Source organism: Streptomyces sp. NPDC048142, from assembly GCF_043202835.1.
GTDB lineage: Bacteria > Actinomycetota > Actinomycetes > Streptomycetales > Streptomycetaceae > Streptomyces.
In genome coordinates this window covers 89,181-105,318 of sequence record NZ_JBIDBC010000009.1, presented here as the reverse complement: position 1 = coordinate 105,318, position 16,138 = coordinate 89,181, and the positions used below count along the sequence as shown (strand labels likewise).

Annotated in this window: 19 protein-coding genes and 1 pseudogene; 9 read left to right on the top strand and 11 right to left on the bottom strand. The window is 72.7% G+C overall.

Annotation, left to right across the window (positions count from 1 at the left end; translation table 11 throughout):
• Positions 1-2: 2 nt before the first annotated feature.
• The 3 genes from rarD (at position 3) to ACGF2Y_RS14435 (ending at position 3,272) form a co-directional block, all read left to right on the top strand.
• The gene (rarD, locus tag ACGF2Y_RS14445) at positions 3-995 is read left to right on the top strand and encodes an EamA family transporter RarD (protein ID WP_392946458.1); all 993 of its coding nucleotides are present in this window, start codon (positions 3-5) and stop codon (positions 993-995) included.
• A gap of 71 nt (positions 996-1,066) precedes the next feature.
• Positions 1,067-2,749, top strand: a complete 1,683-nt coding sequence (locus ACGF2Y_RS14440) for an FAD-dependent monooxygenase (protein WP_392946456.1) — start codon at positions 1,067-1,069, stop codon at positions 2,747-2,749.
• 19 nt (positions 2,750-2,768) lie between these two features.
• Positions 2,769-3,272 carry a hypothetical protein gene (locus ACGF2Y_RS14435; protein WP_392946453.1) on the top strand — a complete coding sequence of 168 codons (504 nt, stop codon included), beginning with the start codon at positions 2,769-2,771 and terminating at the stop codon, positions 3,270-3,272.
• A gap of 30 nt (positions 3,273-3,302) precedes the next feature.
• On the opposite strand, the pseudogene ACGF2Y_RS14430 reads toward ACGF2Y_RS14435, so the two are convergent.
• The 4 genes and pseudogenes from ACGF2Y_RS14430 to ACGF2Y_RS14415 form a co-directional block, all read right to left on the bottom strand.
• Positions 3,303-3,701: pseudogene (locus ACGF2Y_RS14430) on the bottom strand (CGNR zinc finger domain-containing protein); the annotation flags it as partial.
• Complete coding sequence (locus ACGF2Y_RS14425; RefSeq protein ID WP_392946450.1) at positions 3,702-4,139, bottom strand: hypothetical protein; 438 nt, start codon at positions 4,137-4,139, stop codon at positions 3,702-3,704.
• Between the two features lie 5 nt (positions 4,140-4,144).
• Entirely contained in the window at positions 4,145-4,609 is a 465-nt protein-coding gene (locus ACGF2Y_RS14420) for a hypothetical protein (protein WP_392946448.1), read from the bottom strand.
• The gene (locus tag ACGF2Y_RS14415; protein WP_392946445.1) at positions 4,606-4,866 is read right to left on the bottom strand and encodes a hypothetical protein; all 261 of its coding nucleotides are present in this window, start codon (positions 4,864-4,866) and stop codon (positions 4,606-4,608) included. The genes ACGF2Y_RS14420 and ACGF2Y_RS14415 overlap by 4 nt, the downstream gene beginning before the upstream one ends.
• Positions 4,867-4,974: 108 nt before the next feature.
• Between ACGF2Y_RS14415 and ACGF2Y_RS14410 the strand changes: the two genes are divergently transcribed.
• From ACGF2Y_RS14410 to ACGF2Y_RS14395, 4 genes are all read left to right on the top strand, one after another.
• Positions 4,975-5,811, top strand: coding sequence for a Scr1 family TA system antitoxin-like transcriptional regulator (locus tag ACGF2Y_RS14410; protein ID WP_392946442.1), 837 nt, complete (start codon positions 4,975-4,977; stop codon positions 5,809-5,811).
• Positions 5,808-6,017 (top strand): DUF397 domain-containing protein, encoded by a 210-nt coding sequence (locus tag ACGF2Y_RS14405; RefSeq protein WP_392946440.1) that lies wholly within the window; start codon positions 5,808-5,810, stop codon positions 6,015-6,017. Before ACGF2Y_RS14410 ends, ACGF2Y_RS14405 begins: the two co-directional genes overlap by 4 nt.
• 17 nt (positions 6,018-6,034) lie before the next feature.
• On the top strand, positions 6,035-6,244 hold the full coding sequence (locus tag ACGF2Y_RS14400; protein WP_392946438.1) for a DUF397 domain-containing protein: 210 nt from the start codon (positions 6,035-6,037) through the stop codon (positions 6,242-6,244).
• Between the two features lie 330 nt (positions 6,245-6,574).
• Positions 6,575-7,441 carry an HAD family hydrolase gene (locus ACGF2Y_RS14395; RefSeq protein WP_392946435.1) on the top strand — a complete coding sequence of 289 codons (867 nt, stop codon included), beginning with the start codon at positions 6,575-6,577 and terminating at the stop codon, positions 7,439-7,441.
• A 41-nt stretch (positions 7,442-7,482) separates the two neighbouring features.
• Here ACGF2Y_RS14395 and ACGF2Y_RS14390 read toward each other — a convergent pair whose 3' ends face one another.
• Entirely contained in the window at positions 7,483-8,232 is a 750-nt protein-coding gene (locus ACGF2Y_RS14390) for a DUF1838 family protein (RefSeq protein WP_392946432.1), read from the bottom strand.
• Between ACGF2Y_RS14390 and ACGF2Y_RS14385 the strand changes: the two genes are divergently transcribed.
• Complete coding sequence (locus tag ACGF2Y_RS14385; RefSeq protein ID WP_392946429.1) at positions 8,223-8,402, top strand: hypothetical protein; 180 nt, start codon at positions 8,223-8,225, stop codon at positions 8,400-8,402. The genes ACGF2Y_RS14390 and ACGF2Y_RS14385 overlap by 10 nt on opposite strands.
• A gap of 53 nt (positions 8,403-8,455) precedes the next feature.
• Here the strand turns inward: ACGF2Y_RS14385 and ACGF2Y_RS14380 are convergent, their stop codons facing one another.
• Positions 8,456-8,773, bottom strand: coding sequence for a cupin domain-containing protein (locus ACGF2Y_RS14380; RefSeq protein WP_392946426.1), 318 nt, complete (start codon positions 8,771-8,773; stop codon positions 8,456-8,458).
• A gap of 244 nt (positions 8,774-9,017) precedes the next feature.
• On the opposite strand from ACGF2Y_RS14380, the gene ACGF2Y_RS14375 reads away from it, so the two are divergent.
• Positions 9,018-10,343, top strand: coding sequence for a serine/threonine-protein kinase (locus ACGF2Y_RS14375; protein ID WP_392946424.1), 1,326 nt, complete (start codon positions 9,018-9,020; stop codon positions 10,341-10,343).
• A 74-nt stretch (positions 10,344-10,417) separates the two neighbouring features.
• Here ACGF2Y_RS14375 and ACGF2Y_RS14370 read toward each other — a convergent pair whose 3' ends face one another.
• The 5 genes from ACGF2Y_RS14370 to ACGF2Y_RS14350 form a co-directional block, all read right to left on the bottom strand.
• Entirely contained in the window at positions 10,418-11,008 is a 591-nt protein-coding gene (locus tag ACGF2Y_RS14370; protein ID WP_392946421.1) for a TetR/AcrR family transcriptional regulator, read from the bottom strand.
• 235 nt (positions 11,009-11,243) lie between these two features.
• Positions 11,244-12,173, bottom strand: a complete 930-nt coding sequence (locus tag ACGF2Y_RS14365; RefSeq protein WP_392946775.1) for an ABC transporter permease — start codon at positions 12,171-12,173, stop codon at positions 11,244-11,246.
• A gap of 61 nt (positions 12,174-12,234) precedes the next feature.
• Positions 12,235-13,296: an ABC transporter ATP-binding protein gene (locus tag ACGF2Y_RS14360; protein ID WP_392946773.1), complete on the bottom strand. Its 1,062-nt coding sequence runs from the start codon at positions 13,294-13,296 to the stop codon at positions 12,235-12,237.
• Between the two features lie 328 nt (positions 13,297-13,624).
• Entirely contained in the window at positions 13,625-14,899 is a 1,275-nt protein-coding gene (locus ACGF2Y_RS14355) for an outer membrane lipoprotein carrier protein LolA (protein ID WP_392946418.1), read from the bottom strand.
• Between the two features lie 203 nt (positions 14,900-15,102).
• Positions 15,103-16,113 (bottom strand): polyprenyl synthetase family protein, encoded by a 1,011-nt coding sequence (locus ACGF2Y_RS14350; protein ID WP_392946415.1) that lies wholly within the window; start codon positions 16,111-16,113, stop codon positions 15,103-15,105.
• Between the last annotated feature and the right edge of the window lie 25 nt (positions 16,114-16,138).

Sequence of the window (16,138 nt, the reverse complement as noted above, 5' to 3'; positions counted from 1 at the left end):
ACGTGGAGAGGAAGAACGAACAGCGGGCAGGCCTGCTGTACGGAATCGGCGCATACGGGATGTGGGGCGTCGTCCCCCTCTTCTGGCCGCTGCTGAAGCCGTCCGGGGCGATCGAGATCCTCGCCCACCGGATGGTCTGGTCGCTCGGCGTCGTCGCCGTCGCCCTGCTGGTCGTACGCCGCTGGGCCTGGATCGGCGAACTGGTACGCGATCCGCGCAAGCTGGGCCTCATATCGGTCGCGGCGGCGACCATCACCGTCAACTGGGGCCTCTACATCTGGGCCGTGAACAACGGCCAGGTCGTCGAGGCCTCGCTCGGCTACTTCATCAATCCGCTGGTCACCATCGCCATGGGCGTCCTGCTGCTGGGCGAACGGTTGCGCCCGGTGCAGTGGGCCGCGGTCGCCACGGGCCTGGTCGCCGTCCTCGTCCTGGCGATCGGTTACGGCAAGCCGCCCTGGGTCTCGCTGGTGCTGGCGTTCTCCTTCGCCACGTACGGCCTGGTGAAGAAGAAGGTGAACATGGGCGGCCTGGAGTCCCTGGCCGCCGAGACCGCCGTGCTGTTCGTGCCCGCGCTCGGCTTCCTGCTCTGGCTGGCCGCCACCGGAAAGTCGACGTTCACGGCCGGGAGCGCGGGGCACGGGTTCCTGCTCGCGGCGACGGGCATCGTCACGGCGGTCCCGTTGATCTGCTTCGGCGCGGCGGCGGTCCGGGTGCCGCTGTCCACGCTGGGGCTGCTCCAGTATCTGGCCCCGGTCTTCCAGTTCGGGCTGGGCGTCCTCTACTTCCACGAGTCGATGCCGCCCGAGCGGTGGGCCGGGTTCGCCCTGGTCTGGCTGGCACTGTCGCTGCTGACCTGGGACGCGCTGCGGACCGCTCGGCGCAACCGGGCGCTGGCGCAGAAGCTGCTGGCGACAGCGGCCGCCGCACCGGTGGCCGCCGCACCGGAGCTCGCACCCACGGTCCCGGACTCCGCACGACAAAAGATTACCTAGTTGCTTTTCTTACTTGGTTACGCTTCTCTGGTTCTGGATGGACGGCCGGAGTGGGTGACCGAAGGAGAGGCATGGGCATGACCGACGTACTTATCGTGGGGGCGGGGCCCACCGGGCTGGTGCTGGCCTGCGATCTGGCCCGGCGCGGCGTCGCCGTGCGGATCGTGGACCGGTCCCCCGCCCCGCCGCGCACCTCGCGCGCCAAGGGCCCCAACCCCAGGTCGTTGGAGATCCTGGACGATCTCGGGGTGGCCGAGGAGGTGCTCGCCGCCGGTTCGGCCCCGCTGCCGATGCTCAAGTACCGCGGCCGCCTCCCGGTCGCGGAGGCGGATCCGTGGGCGGAGTCCGCGCCGTCCCCGGGCGTTCCCTACGACCGGGGATGCCTGATCGCCCAGTGGCGGCTGGAGGGGATCCTCCGCGACCGGCTGGCCGGGTACGGCGTCCACGTCGGGCTGGGCCGCGAGGTCGTGGGGCTGGCGCAGGGGCGGGACGGGCGCGACGGTGGTCATGTCGACGTCACGTTCGCCGAGGGTCCGGCCGGGCGGGCGCGGTACGTCGTCGGCTGCGACGGCGCCCACAGCTCCGTACGGAAGCTGCTCGGGATCGGGTTCGAGGGGACCACCGACGAGGACCAGGTGATGGTCTGCGGCAATGTCGGCCTGGCCGAGGGAGCCCTGGACCGTACCCGCTGGCACCAGTGGTTCGACGAGGACGGCGCGGTCATGCTCTGCCCGATCCCCGGTACGCGCACGGACTGGTGGTTCCAGGCCGGGCCGGAGCGGGACGGGCGGGGGCGGCCGCTCGCGCCGACCGCCGACGGGTTCCGGCGGCTGCTCGCCCGTCACACCGCACTGTCCGGCGACGACCTGACGCGGGCCGAGCTGCTGTCGACGTACCGGGTCAACGTACGGATGGCGGACCGGTTCCGTGCGGGGCGGGTCTTCCTCGCGGGCGACGCGGCGCACGTGCACGCCGTCGCGGGCGGCCTCGGCATGAACACCGGCATCCAGGACGCGTTCAACCTGGGCTGGAAGCTGGGCCTGGTGCTCGCCGGTCACGCGGACGCGGAGCTGCTGGACACCTACGAGGAGGAGCGGCTTCCCGTGGCCGCCCGCACCCTGGAACTCACGTCGGAGCGGTTGCGGGCCACCCTGGAGGCGATCCGCCGGCCCGGCGGCGGCCTGGACGCGGCGATCACCTCGGACACCTCCGGCCTGTCCGTCGGCTACCGCTGGAGCTCCCTGGCCACCCCGCAGGCCCGCACCCCCGCCGCCGCCGACCCGCAGACCGTAAACAGCCTGCCCGGCGCTCCCGCCGCCGGGGACCGGGCGCCGGACGCCCCCTGTGTCGACGCCGTGACCGGAGTTCGTACCCGGCTGCACCGCGTCTTCGCGGGACCCCGCACCACGGTCCTCGGCTTCGGCCCCGGGAGCGCGGCGGTCCTGCGCGAGGCGGCGGCCTCGTACGGCGAGGCCGGAGTGCGGACCTGCCGGGTGTACGGGGCGCACGAGGACCGGGCCGGGGCGGAGCCCGGAGCGGTGGTCGACGACGCGGGCCACGCGGCCGCCGCGTACGGAACGGGAACCTCCGGCCGTACGGGCACGGGCACCGTGGTGGTCGTCCGCCCCGACCACCACGTGGGCGTGTCCGTCCCGGCGGACGACGTCCGCTCCGTACGGGCGTATCTGCGCCGGCTCCACGGGGCGGGCCGGTCCACGGAACCGTCACCCGGCATGGTGGACGCCGTGCGGTAAAGGCTGATTGAGTGCCCGGATGGGGACTGTGCTGGGGGCCATGAGGAACGTGCGGTGGCACGAGCTGCAGCACGCGTACGGCTCCGCGTCCCAGGTTCCCGGCGTGCTGTCGCGGATCGCCTGGGGGGACGCGCCGACCTCGGAGGAGGCCCTGCACGATCTGGAGCGGTGGATCGGCACCCCGCCCGTCTTCGACTCGACGGCGGCGACGGTGCCGTTCCTCTGGGAGCTGGCGGCGACGGAAACGGTCCGGGACCGGGCGGGCGTGCTCGACCTGCTCGCCACGATCCTGACCGCCGGAAACACCGAGCACCCGGCGTGGACCCGCGCCGCGCACGACGCGGTGGCGGCGGGGCGCGCCACGGCCGGCCGCCTGGCCGCCACGCCCGACGCACCCGACGCGCCCGGCACATCCGAGACCGGGGGCCCTTCCCCGGCGCAGGCCGTACGCGCGGCGGCCACGCGCCTGCTGGCCGCGATCGACCGGCACACCTGCCCCGCCTGCCTCCCCCGCGAGGGGTAGGAGGCGCCACTCGTCGCGTCACTCGTCGCGTCACTCGTCGGCGGCGGTGAGCCGGGCGCGGTGGGCCCGGACCTTGTGGCGGTTGCCGCAGCGCTCCATCGAGCACCAGCGGCGCCTGCCGGGGCGGGAGGTGTCGACGAACAGCAGGCGGCAGTCGTCGGATCCGCACGTGCGGATCCGGTGGGCGTACGCCCCGGTGAACAGGTCGACCGCATCGCGGGCGACGGTGGACAGCAGCCCGGTTCCGGTGCCCCCCGGAACCCACGCCCGTTCGCCGCCCGCGGTCAGCCGGGCCGTCAGGGGCGGGTGCGCCGCCGCTTCGTTGAGGGTGGCGAGGTCGTCCGGTCCGGGCGGCGCCCCGCGCAACAGACGGGTCGCGGCGGCCACAGCGGACCACCGGTGAAGACGACGTACGGCCGAGGGAGAAGCTCAGACCCCCTCCCCGCCACCGCCGTCCCGGTCGCGTCGCACGTCCTCCCGGATCCGCTCCGCCATCAGGTCGGCCAGCGGATCCGTCACGTCCCAGGAGTGCGCGACCGGGTGCCGGTCGTACAGCACGCAGGCCTCCCCCTCCTTGACGGACAGCCGGTGAATGACGGCCGGGCACGGCAGCAGCTCCGTGAAGCGGAACTTCCTGCGCCCGCCACCGTCGGTCCAGAACATCCACAGATCCCGCCCGGCCGGAGCCGAGGCCGACCAGAGCTGGGCCGCATGCTCGGTGCCCTCATCGTGCTCGCCGAGTTCACAGAGCAGGAAGTCGTCCAGATCGGGCGCGTCCGACGCCTGGCCGGGCCCGTCCGCCAGGCCCATGAGCGCCACCCGCGCGCCCATCTCGGGGAGTTCGGTGAAGGCGGTGCACTGCAACATGACGCTCATCCTTGCCGGTGAGGAGTGGGAGGAGTGGGAGGAGTGGAAAGAGCGGGAGGGATGGAAGAGGTGGAAGAGGTGGAAGGGGTACGGGCAGCAGCGGCCAGGGGGCGCACGACGAACCCGTACCAGGACGTGGCGTCCCGGGCCACGAACTCGTACGGCAGCCCGTCCGCGAGCCGCCCCAGCGCGTAGTCGTGCTCACGGAAACCCGCCGCCCAGAAACGGAGCTCGGCCGGCACGTCGCCCCGGCTACCCCCGGCGACCGGATACAGCGCACGGGCCGGAACCCAGGGCGCGTACGGATCCGGGTCGAGCGCGTCCGCGAAGCGCTCGGCCTGCCGCCGCAGCCAGCGCAGGGCCAGCCGCCGCGTCGGGGAGACGATCCCGCCGAACCGGACGGACCGCCCCGCATCACCGCCGTGGCTCTCGGCAACGTACCAACGCACCGGTGCCTGACCCGTGTTCACAGCACCTCGCCCCGACTGCGGGCGTTGAGGCGCGCGGTCCTGGCCCGGAGCTGCTCTATCAGGAGCGCGGGACGGACCCGGCGCGGCTCGGCCTCCCACTCGGCCCCGCCACCCACGGGCCGCAACGACCAGTAGGGGCCGGCGACTCCACGGAACTCGCCCACACGGTCACCCCGAGCGGTGTCCACCACGAGCGCGCCGGGGATCGGCGGGTCGGGAGGTTCGTTCTCATTCGGACAAACGTTCTCGCCGTACACCTATCGCTCCTCTCTGTAGCCATATGACTACCGGGGCGATTCAGCGTGACCTACCGTGGGAAGTCATTCAACTTGCCCGTTCGGCACGGAAGATTGGGTGCGAGGCCCTTGAACATCAAGGAGTTAAACCCGGAAAGCTCCGCGAAGGCAGCCTACGGCGCACGTCTGCGCGACCTGCGGCAGCAGCGGGGCTGGACGCAGGAGGAGCTGGGCGGGCGGATCGGCTACTCCAGCACGCACATCTCATCGGTGGAAACCGGCCGTAAACTTGCTACCTTGCGCCTTTCGCGCAGTACGGACCGGGCACTGGGGCTCACCGCGACCGAGGCTTCGTTCGAGCGCGAGCTGGGCATGATCAAGCACGGCAGCCTGCTGGAGGGCTTCCCGGAGTTCCTCGGTTACGAGGGCCGGGCGGCGGAGATCCGGCTGTACGAGGTCGGCGTGATGCCGGGCCTGCTCCAGACCTCGGAGTACGCCGCGGTCCTGGCCGACAGCGCCGTCAGGCGAGGAGCGATCACTGCGGACCAGGCCCAGGAACGCATCTCGCTGGTCGCGGAGCGTCAGGCGGCCCTCGTCCGGGAGAAGCCGCCGCTGGTCTTCGCGATGCTGGACGAAAGCTGCATCCGCAGGCCGGTCGGCGGACCGGAGGTGATGAAGGCGCAGATGGACCGCCTCATCGAGTTCGCCGAGCAGCCCAACACCGTGATCCAGGTGGCCACGTTCGATATGGGCGAACTCCGCCCGTTCAACCTGCCGGTCACCATCCTGACCATGCCCGACCGCTCGCTCATGTCGTACGCCGAGTCCGCGCAGCAGGGCTACTTGGAACGTGAAAGTGGCTCGGTGCTTCCGCATCTGACGGCCTACCATCAGATGCAGGCGGTAGCGCCCTCCCAGGCGGCGTCCGCAGACATGTTCAGGCAGTTGCGAAAGGGCACCCCGTGACAACCGAGACCCCCCGTTGGTTCACGTCCTCCTACAGCGACAACGGCGGCCAGTGCGTCGAGGTCGCCACCAACCTCGCCACCCCGCACGGCGTCGTCCCCGTCCGCGACTCCAAGAACGTGACCGGCCCGAGCCTGAACGTCCAGGCCGGCGCATTCACCGACTTCGTCACGGGTATCAAGTCAGGAGACTTGCAGCACCCGTAACTACGGAAGGGCACCCCGTGACAACCGAGACCCCCCGTTGGTTCACGTCCTCCTACAGCGACAACGGCGGCGCGTGCGTCGAGGTCGCCACCAACCTCGCCACCCCGCACGGCGTCGTCCCCGTCCGCGACTCCAAGAACGTGACCGGCCCGGTCCTCAACGTCCCCGCCCCCGCGTTCACCACCTTCGTCGCGGGCGTCCGGGACGGAGACTTCGGCAGCGTCTGAGCCGGCCCGGGGAAACGGCCCCACCGCGACCGTGCGGTGGGGCTTCGCCCTGGCGAACCTCCCCTTGCCCGCACGCGCTTGAGGTCCAGCGTCCGCCGCGCGGCCCGCAAGGCCCCCGTCGCCCGCGCGACCGCACAGGCTCCGGCCGCACAGGCTCCGGCCGCACAAGCCCCGACCGCATCACCGAGGGCGAACACGTCATGCCGGATCAGCAGCCCACCGACGCCGAACTCGACGGCGGGACGGCGGGACGGCCGCCTGACAGCGTCCCCTCTATCCGGTGCACCCCTGGCGGGCAAGCGGCCGTTCGGGCCCTTCATGCCCATGCCCATGCCCACACCCACGCCACCCGCGTACACCCTCGTCGCCACGGACCTGGACGGCACCCTGCTGCGCCCGGACGGCACCGTGAGCGCCCGGTCCCGCGCCGCGCTCGCCCTCGCCGCCTCCGCGGGCGCCCGGCACCTGATCGTCACCGGGCGGCCCGTCCCCGGGATACGGGCGCTGCTCACGGACCTGGCGTACGCCGGGCTCGTCGTCTGCGGGCAGGGCGCCCAGCTCTACGAGGCAGGACCGGGCGGCGGGCGGCTGCTGCGGTCCGTCGCGCTGGACCGCGAGGCCGCCGACACCGCGCTCGGCAAGATCGAGGCGGAAGTCGGGGCGGTGTTCGCCGCGGTGGACCAGGACGGCGTGGACGGGGCGACCCTGATCGAGGCCGGATACCGGATGCCGAACCCGACGCTTCCCGCCCAACGCGTCGACTCCCGCGCCGCGTTGTGGGAGCGCCCGGTGATCAAGGTGCTGGTGTGCCACCCGGAGCTGGGCGACGACGCGCTGGCCGCTGCCGCGCGGGGGGCCGTGGGTGATCTGGCGACGGTGACCATGGCGGGGCCCGGCACGGTGGAGCTGGCCCCGCACGGGGTCGACAAGGGCACCGGGCTCACCCTGGCCGCCGAACTGCTGGGGATCGGGGCCGAGCGGACGATCGCGTTCGGGGACATGCCCAACGACCTGCCGATGTTCGCCGGTTCGGGCCACCGGGTGGCCATGGGCCATGCGCATCCGGAGCTGCGCGCGGCGGCCGACGAGGTGACCCTGTCGAACGCGGAGGACGGGGTCGCCGTGGTCCTGGAGCGGCTGTTCGGCGACACCTGGGCCACACCCGGTCACGACACGGAAGCCGCACCCGGGCACTAGATGACCTGGACCCGAACCACCCGGTCAACCAACGAAACCCCCTACCCCCGGGGCGGGTTGAGCTTGCGGAAGTACGTCCAGCTGGCCTCGTTCGGCTCACTCCACTCCTCCGGGGCGTGGGCGAACTCCGGGTGGTGGGCGGCGATATGGGCACGGGTGCGCTCGGGGACCTCGGCGTACGCGCCGAGCTTGCGGCCCCGGCAGTGGAAGGTGAGGCCGCCAGGCCGCTGCCCCCGGGCCATCCAGGGGAGCCACGGGGACATCCGGCTCCACGACATGGTGGCCGGGACGCCGGGCGCCGGTCCTGCCAGGTCGGCGCGGTCGGCGAAGAACTGGAAGAGCTCCAGGGCCTTGTACGTGTCCCCGGCCGAGTGGACCGGATACTGGGCCACCGGCAACGGCGACGGGTAGGCGAGCGGGATCTCCAGGCTGAAGCAGACCTGATCCCCGAGGTCGGTCGTCGGGATCGGGAAGGGACGCCACTTCTGGTTCGCCGGGTCGTTCCAGACGTGCACCACCGGCTGGTCCTGCCAGGTCTCCAGGATCTCGCGGCTGACGGGATCCAGATAGAACGCGGCCTCCCGGGTGAGCAGTTGGTACGCGTCCGGCCCGGCGTCCTCGTCCTGGACCAGGCGGGACACGTTGAGGCCCTCGAAGCCGAAGACCCGCTGGTAGGGCTCGTCGGGGGCCCAGGAGTACACGTCTCCGGACCACCAGTACGTGACCTCCTCGCCGTCGAGGGAGGCGCGGGTGCGGGCGAAGTCGCGAAGCAGCTCTGCGGATGTCGTCATACGGACCACTCTGTGCGATCGCCACGATCGGCGCGATCGACATGGCCGTACGGGGCGGAATCATCCGGCGGGAACACGGACAACTCGGCCCCCTGCGCATGTTCCTGCCCGGCGAGAGCGGCGAACCGCCCCACGTCTGCGGGGATCTCCGCCGGGACACACACGCGTGAACCGAGCTGCGGCGATCTTCACGCGTCGAGCGTGCCGGAGCAACAGTCCACCGTCATGCGTCAAGCGTGCCGGAGCTACAGTCCACGATGATCAGCGTCCCCCGGCTGCCGGGCCGCACCGCGTGGGCGACGCCCGCGCCCACCACGTACATCTCACCCGGCCCCACCGTCACCGCGGTCCCGTCCACGGACAGTTCGAGGTGGCCGTCGAGCACGAGCAGCGCCTCGGGCTCGGTGTGCCACTCCTCCTCGACCGGCAGCCCGTCCATGCGCACGACCTTCACCGCGGCCGTCCCCACCCGGCCGAGCACCGCCGAACTCCACGCCCGGGGCAGGGCGGACGCCGCTTCCGACACCTTGACCACGTTCATCGCACACACCTCTCGGCGGGCTCCTCCGGACATGCCGTCGGGGCCCGCACCTCAGTTGGGAAGGGATGCGAGGACGCTATCCGGGCCGGGGGAGCACTTGGTCGACCGTTCGGCAAAGACTTTCGCCGGGGCCACGGGAGCCCCGGTGGCCACCGGGGTCGGCCCGGGACCAGCAGGTGCCGCCCGGGTCCACCGGGGGCCTGCGGCATACTGAGCCGCCTGAGCACAGGGGGGCGTGCAGCGCATGGAGCACGGGGCGGACGGCAGCCGAGACCTGCCGGAACAGATCGGCGCGAGCCTGCCGGAACGCATCGGCGCGAGTCCGCCGGAGCCGGTCGGCGCGAGCCTGCCGGAGCGTATCGGCGGGTACGCCGTGGAGCGGGAGTTGGGCGCCGGCGGGATGGGCACCGTCTATCTGGCGCGTTCGCGCGGCGGGCGGGCGGTCGCGGTGAAGGTGGCCCGCCCCGAGCTCGCGAGCGACCCGCACTTCCGGGAGCGGTTCCGCGCCGAGGTCGCGGCCGCGCGCAGCGTGGGCGGCTTCCACACGGCTCCCGTGGTGGACGCGGACCCGGAGGCGGCAGCGCCCTGGCTGGCCACGGCGTACGTTCCCGGGCCCACGCTCTCCGCGCTGCTGGAGGCCCAGGGGCCGATGGACGAGATCCGGCTGCGGCGGCTCGGCGCGGCGCTGGCCGAGGCGCTGGCGGCGATCCACGGCTGCGGGCTGGTGCACCGCGACCTGAAGCCCGGCAACATCATCATGGCGTCGGACGGGCCGCGGGTGCTGGACTTCGGCATCGCGCGGGCCCTGGAGTCGACCCGTCTGACGGCCACCGGCATGGCGTTCGGCACGCCGGGGTTCCTGGCGCCCGAGCAGGCACAGGGGCAGGAGGTCGGCGGTGCCGCCGACGTGTTCGCGCTGGGCGCGGTGCTCGTCGCGGCGGCGGGCGGCAGCGCGTTCGGGGCGGGCACGCCGATGGGCATGATGTACCGGTCGGTGCACGAGCCGCCGGACCTGGCGGCCGTTCCGGAGGGCCTGCGGCCGGTCCTGGCGGCGTGCCTGGCCAAGGAACCGGGCCGGCGGCCCACGCCGGCTGGCCTGTTGGACCTGTTCGTACCGCACGCCCCGGCGCAGTCGCCCGCCGCGGCGTACGCCCCCACCGTGGCGGTGGTCCCGCCGCCGCCGGCCCACGCCCCGTCCAACGCCTTCCTGCCGTACCAGGCCCCGCCCCATGCCTTCCTGCCGTACCAGCACCCGACCGGACCCGCCCAGGCGGGCGGCGCACCGGCCGACGCCGGCCTTGCCGACCTCACGTTCGTGGCGGTCGGCCCGGGAAGTTCCCTGCTGGTCGACGAGACGGGCGTCACCCTGGGCCCGGCGAACGCGGAAGTGCACTACACCTGGGCCGAGATCGGCACCGTGACGTACTGGGCCGCAGGCCCCAAGCATCTCCAGGTCGTCGTCTATCTGCGCCACGGCCCGGCCTACCCGTGCCTTCTTGCCGCCCGCAAGCGGGCCCACCTCCAGGAGTGGCTGGAGGACCTGCCGTCGGCCCTGGAGTGCTTCGGGTAGGCGGCGGGCCCGGGGGAGCCGGACAGACACCGAGCACTCCCAGAAACTCCTTGTTGCCGCCTACGGGACAGCCCTCAGTACCCCGGCGCGCGCAGCGAGCGCAGCACGTGATCCACCAGGGCGGCGATCGTCTCCCCGTCCTGGACGGGCTTGCGCAGCACATGGCGGTAGTAGAGCGGGCCGTACAGCATCTCCACGGCGAGCGGGAGGTTCGCGCCGGGCGGGATCTGGCCCTGCTCCTGGGCGCTGCGCAGCCGGCCGATCGCTTCCTCGACGCGCGGGTCGACCAGCTCCTCCCGCAGCCGCTGGGCCAGGAGGTCGTCGTGGTGCAGCTCGGAGAGGATGCCCGCGTAGGCCGGGCCGAACGGCGGGACCGTGAGCAGTTTCACCGCGCCGGCGACGTGGGCGCGCAGGTCGGCGCCGATATCGCCGGTGTCCACGAACGGGGTCGCGTCGATCAGGGCGTCCGTGAACGCCTCCAGCAGCACCGCGCCCTTTGACGGCCACCAGCGGTAGATCGTCTTCTTGCTGACCCCCGCGCCGGCCGCGATGGCCTCTATCGTCACGTGCCCGTACCCCCGCTCCGTACAGAGGTCGAGAGCGGACCGCAGGATCGCGCGGCGTGACCGTTCGCTGCGGCGCACGCTGCTCGGCGAGGTGATCATTCGGTGACCATAGAGGGGTTCCAGCCAATCTCTTGTTGACAGCTCGTCGCCAAAGGCCGAACAATACCCAGGCGGAAACGGAACGTACCGTGTCGTGTCGTTCCCGTTGTTCGCAACGTTCGTGCCGTTCGTGCCGCGACGAGCCGATCGGGGGACGGCTCGCCCGGCCGACGGCGCGGACGACCCCCCGACGATCTGATCCAGCCAGGAGACCCGCTCCTGCCGGACCGCCCGCTCAGGCTGTGATGTCCTTGGCCGTGAAGCGGGCCCAGGCCGCCGAGCCGAACACCGCGACGTACAGCCCCTGCAACTGGAAGTTCTTGTTCAGGTCGTCCCAGTGGACGGGTTCGCGCAGGACGTCCGCGAAGGACATCCAGTAGTGCGTGAACAGATACGGGTGCACGCCGCTCAGCTGCGGAATGCTGTCCAGGATCTGCACCGTGATCAGCAGCCCGACCGTGGCCGCCATCGCCCCGATCCCGCTGCCGGTCAGCGTCGAGACGAACAGCCCGAGCGCGGCGAACCCGGTCAGGGAGACCGCGACGACCAGCGCCGTCAGTGCCGCCCGTACCAGCCCCTCGCCGACGCTGATCCGGGTCCCGGAGATCGTGGTGACTTCCCCCACAGGGAACAGCAGCGCCCCCGCCGCCAGCGCCGACGCCGCCACGACCAGGGTCGCGACCAGGCAGAAGGCGAGGACGGAGGCGTACTTCACGAGCAGCAGCCGGGTCCGGCCCGCCGGGGCGACCAGCAGATAGCGCAGGGTGCCGCTGCTCGCCTCGCCCGCGATCGCGTCGCCCGCGACGACGCCGACGGCCATCGGCAGGAAGACCGGCAACGTCGCGGCCAGGGCGGCGAAGACGAGGAAGAGGCCGTTGTTGGTGACCTGCGCGAGGAACGCCGGGCCCGCCCCGCCGTCCGGACCGCCCGGCCCGCCACCGCCGCCGCCCGTCTCGATCCGGACCGCGATCCCGATGAGTACGGGTACGGCGGCGAGGACGCCGAGCAGGGCGAAGGTCCGGTGGCGGAGGAGCAGCGTGGTGGTCTCCGACCGGAGGAGGCCCAGCGTCCACAAGGGATTGCGGGGACGCACCGGATCACGGGAGCGCGCCGGATCGCGGGGACACACCGGATCGCGGGGACGCGCCGTCTCGGCCTGCGGCACCCTCTCTGCCTTCGGTGCCTCCTCGGCCTTCGGCACCCCCCTCTCGGCCCGCGGCGCCTTCTCAGCCTGCGACATCGAATCCCTCTCCCGTGAGTGCGACGAAGGCGTCCTCCAGCGAACCCCGCTCGACGCCGAAGAACCGCACGCGCACCCCGGCGGCCACCAGCGCCGCGTTGAGGTCGGCGAGGTCCACGGCGGCGGGCGGGGCGTCGGCGGTCAGCCGGTCGCCGTCGGCGCTCAGACCGGTGAGCCCGTGCTCCCGGAGGACGCGGGCCGCGTCCCCGGGGTCGGGGGTGGTGACGGCGAGCCGGCCCCGGGCGCCCGCGGCGAGGTCGGCGACCGGGCCCTGGACGACGAGCCGGCCCCGGGCCATCACCGCGGCGTGCGTGCAGAGCTGCTCGATCTCGTCCAGGAGATGGGAGGAGAGGAACACGGTGGTGCCCTCGGCCGCCAGCTCCCGGACCAGGGAACGGATCTCGCGCATACCCTGCGGGTCGAGGCCGTTGGTCGGCTCGTCCAGGACCAGCAGCCGGCGTGGGCGGAGCAGGGCGGCGGCCAGCCCCAGGCGCTGCTTCATGCCGAGCGAGTACGCCTTGGCCTTCTTCCCGGAGGCGGCGGCGAGCCCGACCCGCGCCAGGGCGTCGTCGACGCGGGCCCGGCGGGTGCGCGGGTCGGCGGTGGGGTCGGCCCGGTCGTACCGCAGGAGGTTGTCCCGGCCGTTCAGGAAGCCGTACAGCGCGGGCCCCTCGATCAGCGCGCCGACCTCCGGCAGCACCGTACGGGAGGCCCCGGGCATCGGGCGGCCGAGCACCTCGGCGGTGCCGGACGTCGGGTCGATGAGGCCCATCAGCATCCGGATCGTGGTGGTCTTCCCGGAGCCGTTGGGGCCGAGGAATCCGAAGACGCTGCCGGCGGGCACGGTCAGGTCGAGGCCGTCCACGGCGAGCTGGCCGCCCCGGTAACGCTTGGTCAGACCACGGGTGCGAATGACCGGACCGGCGCCCTCCGGGCCTTCCGGGCCCTCTGCGCTCCCCGCGCCGTCCGGGCCTACCGCGCCCTCCGCGCCCGCTGGAGCCCCTTCCGACGCGCCGTCCGGGCCTTCCGCGCCCGTCACGCCCGTCATGTCCACCACGTCCGTCACATCCACCACGTCCTGCACGTCCTGCACGTCCTGCACGTCCTGCACGTCCACCATGCCCGCCACGCCCGCCACGCCCGCCACGCCCGCCACGCCCGCCACACCTGACCTGGTCGTCCCGGCATCCCAGGCGTCCCCATAGCCCCAGGCATCCCCGTCGTCATCCCGGTCGCACCTCTCCCGTCCGCGCGGCCAGGGCTTGACGACAAGCCCTGGCAGCACCACCCCTGCGGCGTCGCCGCCCCGCCGCACAGTGTGCGACGGGGCGGGTGTCCGGCGCCGGACGCCCGGCACAGCGGGCGGCGGGCGTGTCCTACTTGGCGGCGGCGTCGGCGGCGCGCACCAGCGCGTCCTTCGTCACCGCTCCGACGTACACCGAGCCGTCGTCCGTCAGCAGGGCGTTGACCAGGCGCGTCTTGAAGACCGTGCCCGAACCGAACTTCCCGGTGACCTTGTCGCCGAGCGCGTCGAGAAAGCCCTGCGCCTCGGCCGGCATGTCGGCCGCCCCCGGCTCGGGGAGGCCCTTGCCACCGGGGGCCTTGATCTCGGCGATCGAGGTCCAGCCCTCGCCGATGACGTTGAGGCCCTCGAAGCCGTCCAGCTCGGCCAGCTGCCCGGGGAGCGCCTTCTGCGCCGCGCCGCGCTCGTCCTTGCCGGTCTCCAGCTCGTCGGCCTCGGTCACCTTGGCGCCCTTGGGCGGCGTGAAGGCGAACGTGGACGCGGCGGGCCGGGAGAAGTCGACCTTGGTGAACCCGGCGTCGACCACGGCCTTGCCGCCGCTCGCCGCGGACAGGGTGAACTTCAGCGGTACGCCGTTCTCGGCGTCCACGGCGATACGGACCGAGCCGATCGTCGAACCGGACTGCTTCGGCTTGATCAGCAGCTGGTACGCGTCCCGCCCGGCGACCTGCGCCGTGCCGTCCACGGTGACCGAGGTGGTGTCCCCGGCCGCCGCGAGCGCCTGCTCGGCGAAGTCCTTCGGGGTGGCCGGAGCGCCCTCGGGAAGCTTCGGAGCCTTCTTGGCACCGTCGCTGCCGTCGCCGTGGCCGTCGCCGCCGTCCCGGCCCTCGGGCACCTCGGCGTGGTAGACCTCGTCGGACTTGCTGTCGTACGCCCAGACCTCACCCTGGTTGTGGATGACGCTGTACTCGGACGCGTCCCCGAGGATGGAGAGTTTCTGCCGCTCCGGGCCGTCGGCGGCCACCCGCAGCGTGTGCGTGCCGGACGTCAGCTCCATGAGCTTGTCCTGCGGGGCCGCCGCGCCGCCGTCCTTGTCCCCGCCCCTGCCCTCGCCGCCCGGTACGAGCGAGCCCGCGAGGCCGTCGAGGGGCAGGCCCAGGTCGGTGCTGATCTTGAACGTGCCGGAGAGCTGCTCCTCGTCGGAAGCGGCGATCTTCTCGATGAGTTCCTGTGCGCTGATCTTCGGCAGGTCCGGGTCGCCGGAGTTCGCGAGCGCCGGGACGAGCCCGATCGTCGCGGCCGCCACCCCCGCGACCGCGACGGGGACGATGTAGCGCGCCGCCTTCCGGCGGCCCACGACAGTGCCCGTGGCCTCGCCGGTGGTCTCTGCGCTGTCGTTCGGTGCCATGTGTGCCCTACCTCCGTGGTCGGCGCTTCCGTTGGTATCCATCTGACCAAAACGGACGGCCTGAAGCGTCAGCCCGGGGGATCAACTCCGCCTACTGCTCCGGTATGACAACCGGACGGGGCGGCTACGCCAACCAGTAGGGGTACGGCCACCGGATGACGTCACGTCAACCCGCGCAGCACCGCGCGGGCTCAGGCCCGACCTCAGCCCGCGCGGTGCACCACGGCGTCGCACAGCTCTTCCAGCGCGGACTTCGCGTACCCCTCGGGCAGCGGCGCGAGCGTGGCGCGCGCCTCCTGGGCGTACCGCACGGTGTCCTGGCGGGCCTGCTCCAGCGCCGGGTGGGCGCGCAGCCGGCGCAGCACCTCGGCCAGCGCGTCGTCGCTGCTCAGGTCGGAGTCGAGCAGCTCGACGAGCTCCAGGTCGTCGGGCTTGCCGTCCTCCGCCGCCTGGGCGCGCAGCAGCAGGACCGGGAGCGTCGGGATGCCCTCGCGCAGGTCGGTGCCGGGGGTCTTGCCGGACTCGTGGGAGTCGGAGGCGATGTCGAGGACGTCGTCGGCGAGCTGGAAGGCGATGCCGAGCCGCTCCCCGTACTGGGTGAGGACGTCCACGGTCCGCTCGTCGGCCCCGGACATCATCGCGCCGAACCGGCCGGACACGGCGACCAGCGAGCCGGTCTTGCCGCTGAGCACGTCCAGGTAGTGGTCGACCGGGTCGCGGCCGTCGCGCGGGCCCGCGGTCTCCAGGATCTGGCCGGTGACGAGCCGCTCGAAGGCCTCCGCCTGGATGCGGACGGCCTCGGGGCCGATGTCGGCCAGGATGTGGGAGGCGCGGGCGAAGAGGAAGTCTCCGGTGAGGACGGCGACGGAGTTGCCCCAGCGGGTGTTGGCGCTGGGCACCCCGCGCCGCACGTCGGCCTCGTCCATCACGTCGTCGTGGTACAGCGTGGCCAGGTGGGTCAGCTCGACGACCACGGCCGAGGGAACGACTCCCGGCGCGTCGGGATCACCAAACTGTGACGCGAGCATGACCAGCAGGGGGCGGAACCGCTTGCCCCCCGCACGCACGAGGTGCTGGGCGGCCTCCGTGATGAACGGCACGTCGCTCTTCGTGGCTTCGAGCAGCCCCGCTTCGACAGCGGCCAGGCCCGACTGGACATCGGCCTCAAGAGCCTGGTCCCGCACGTGCAGTCCGAACGGCCCGACGACGGTCACGAGGGCATCTCCTGTCTGCTGACGA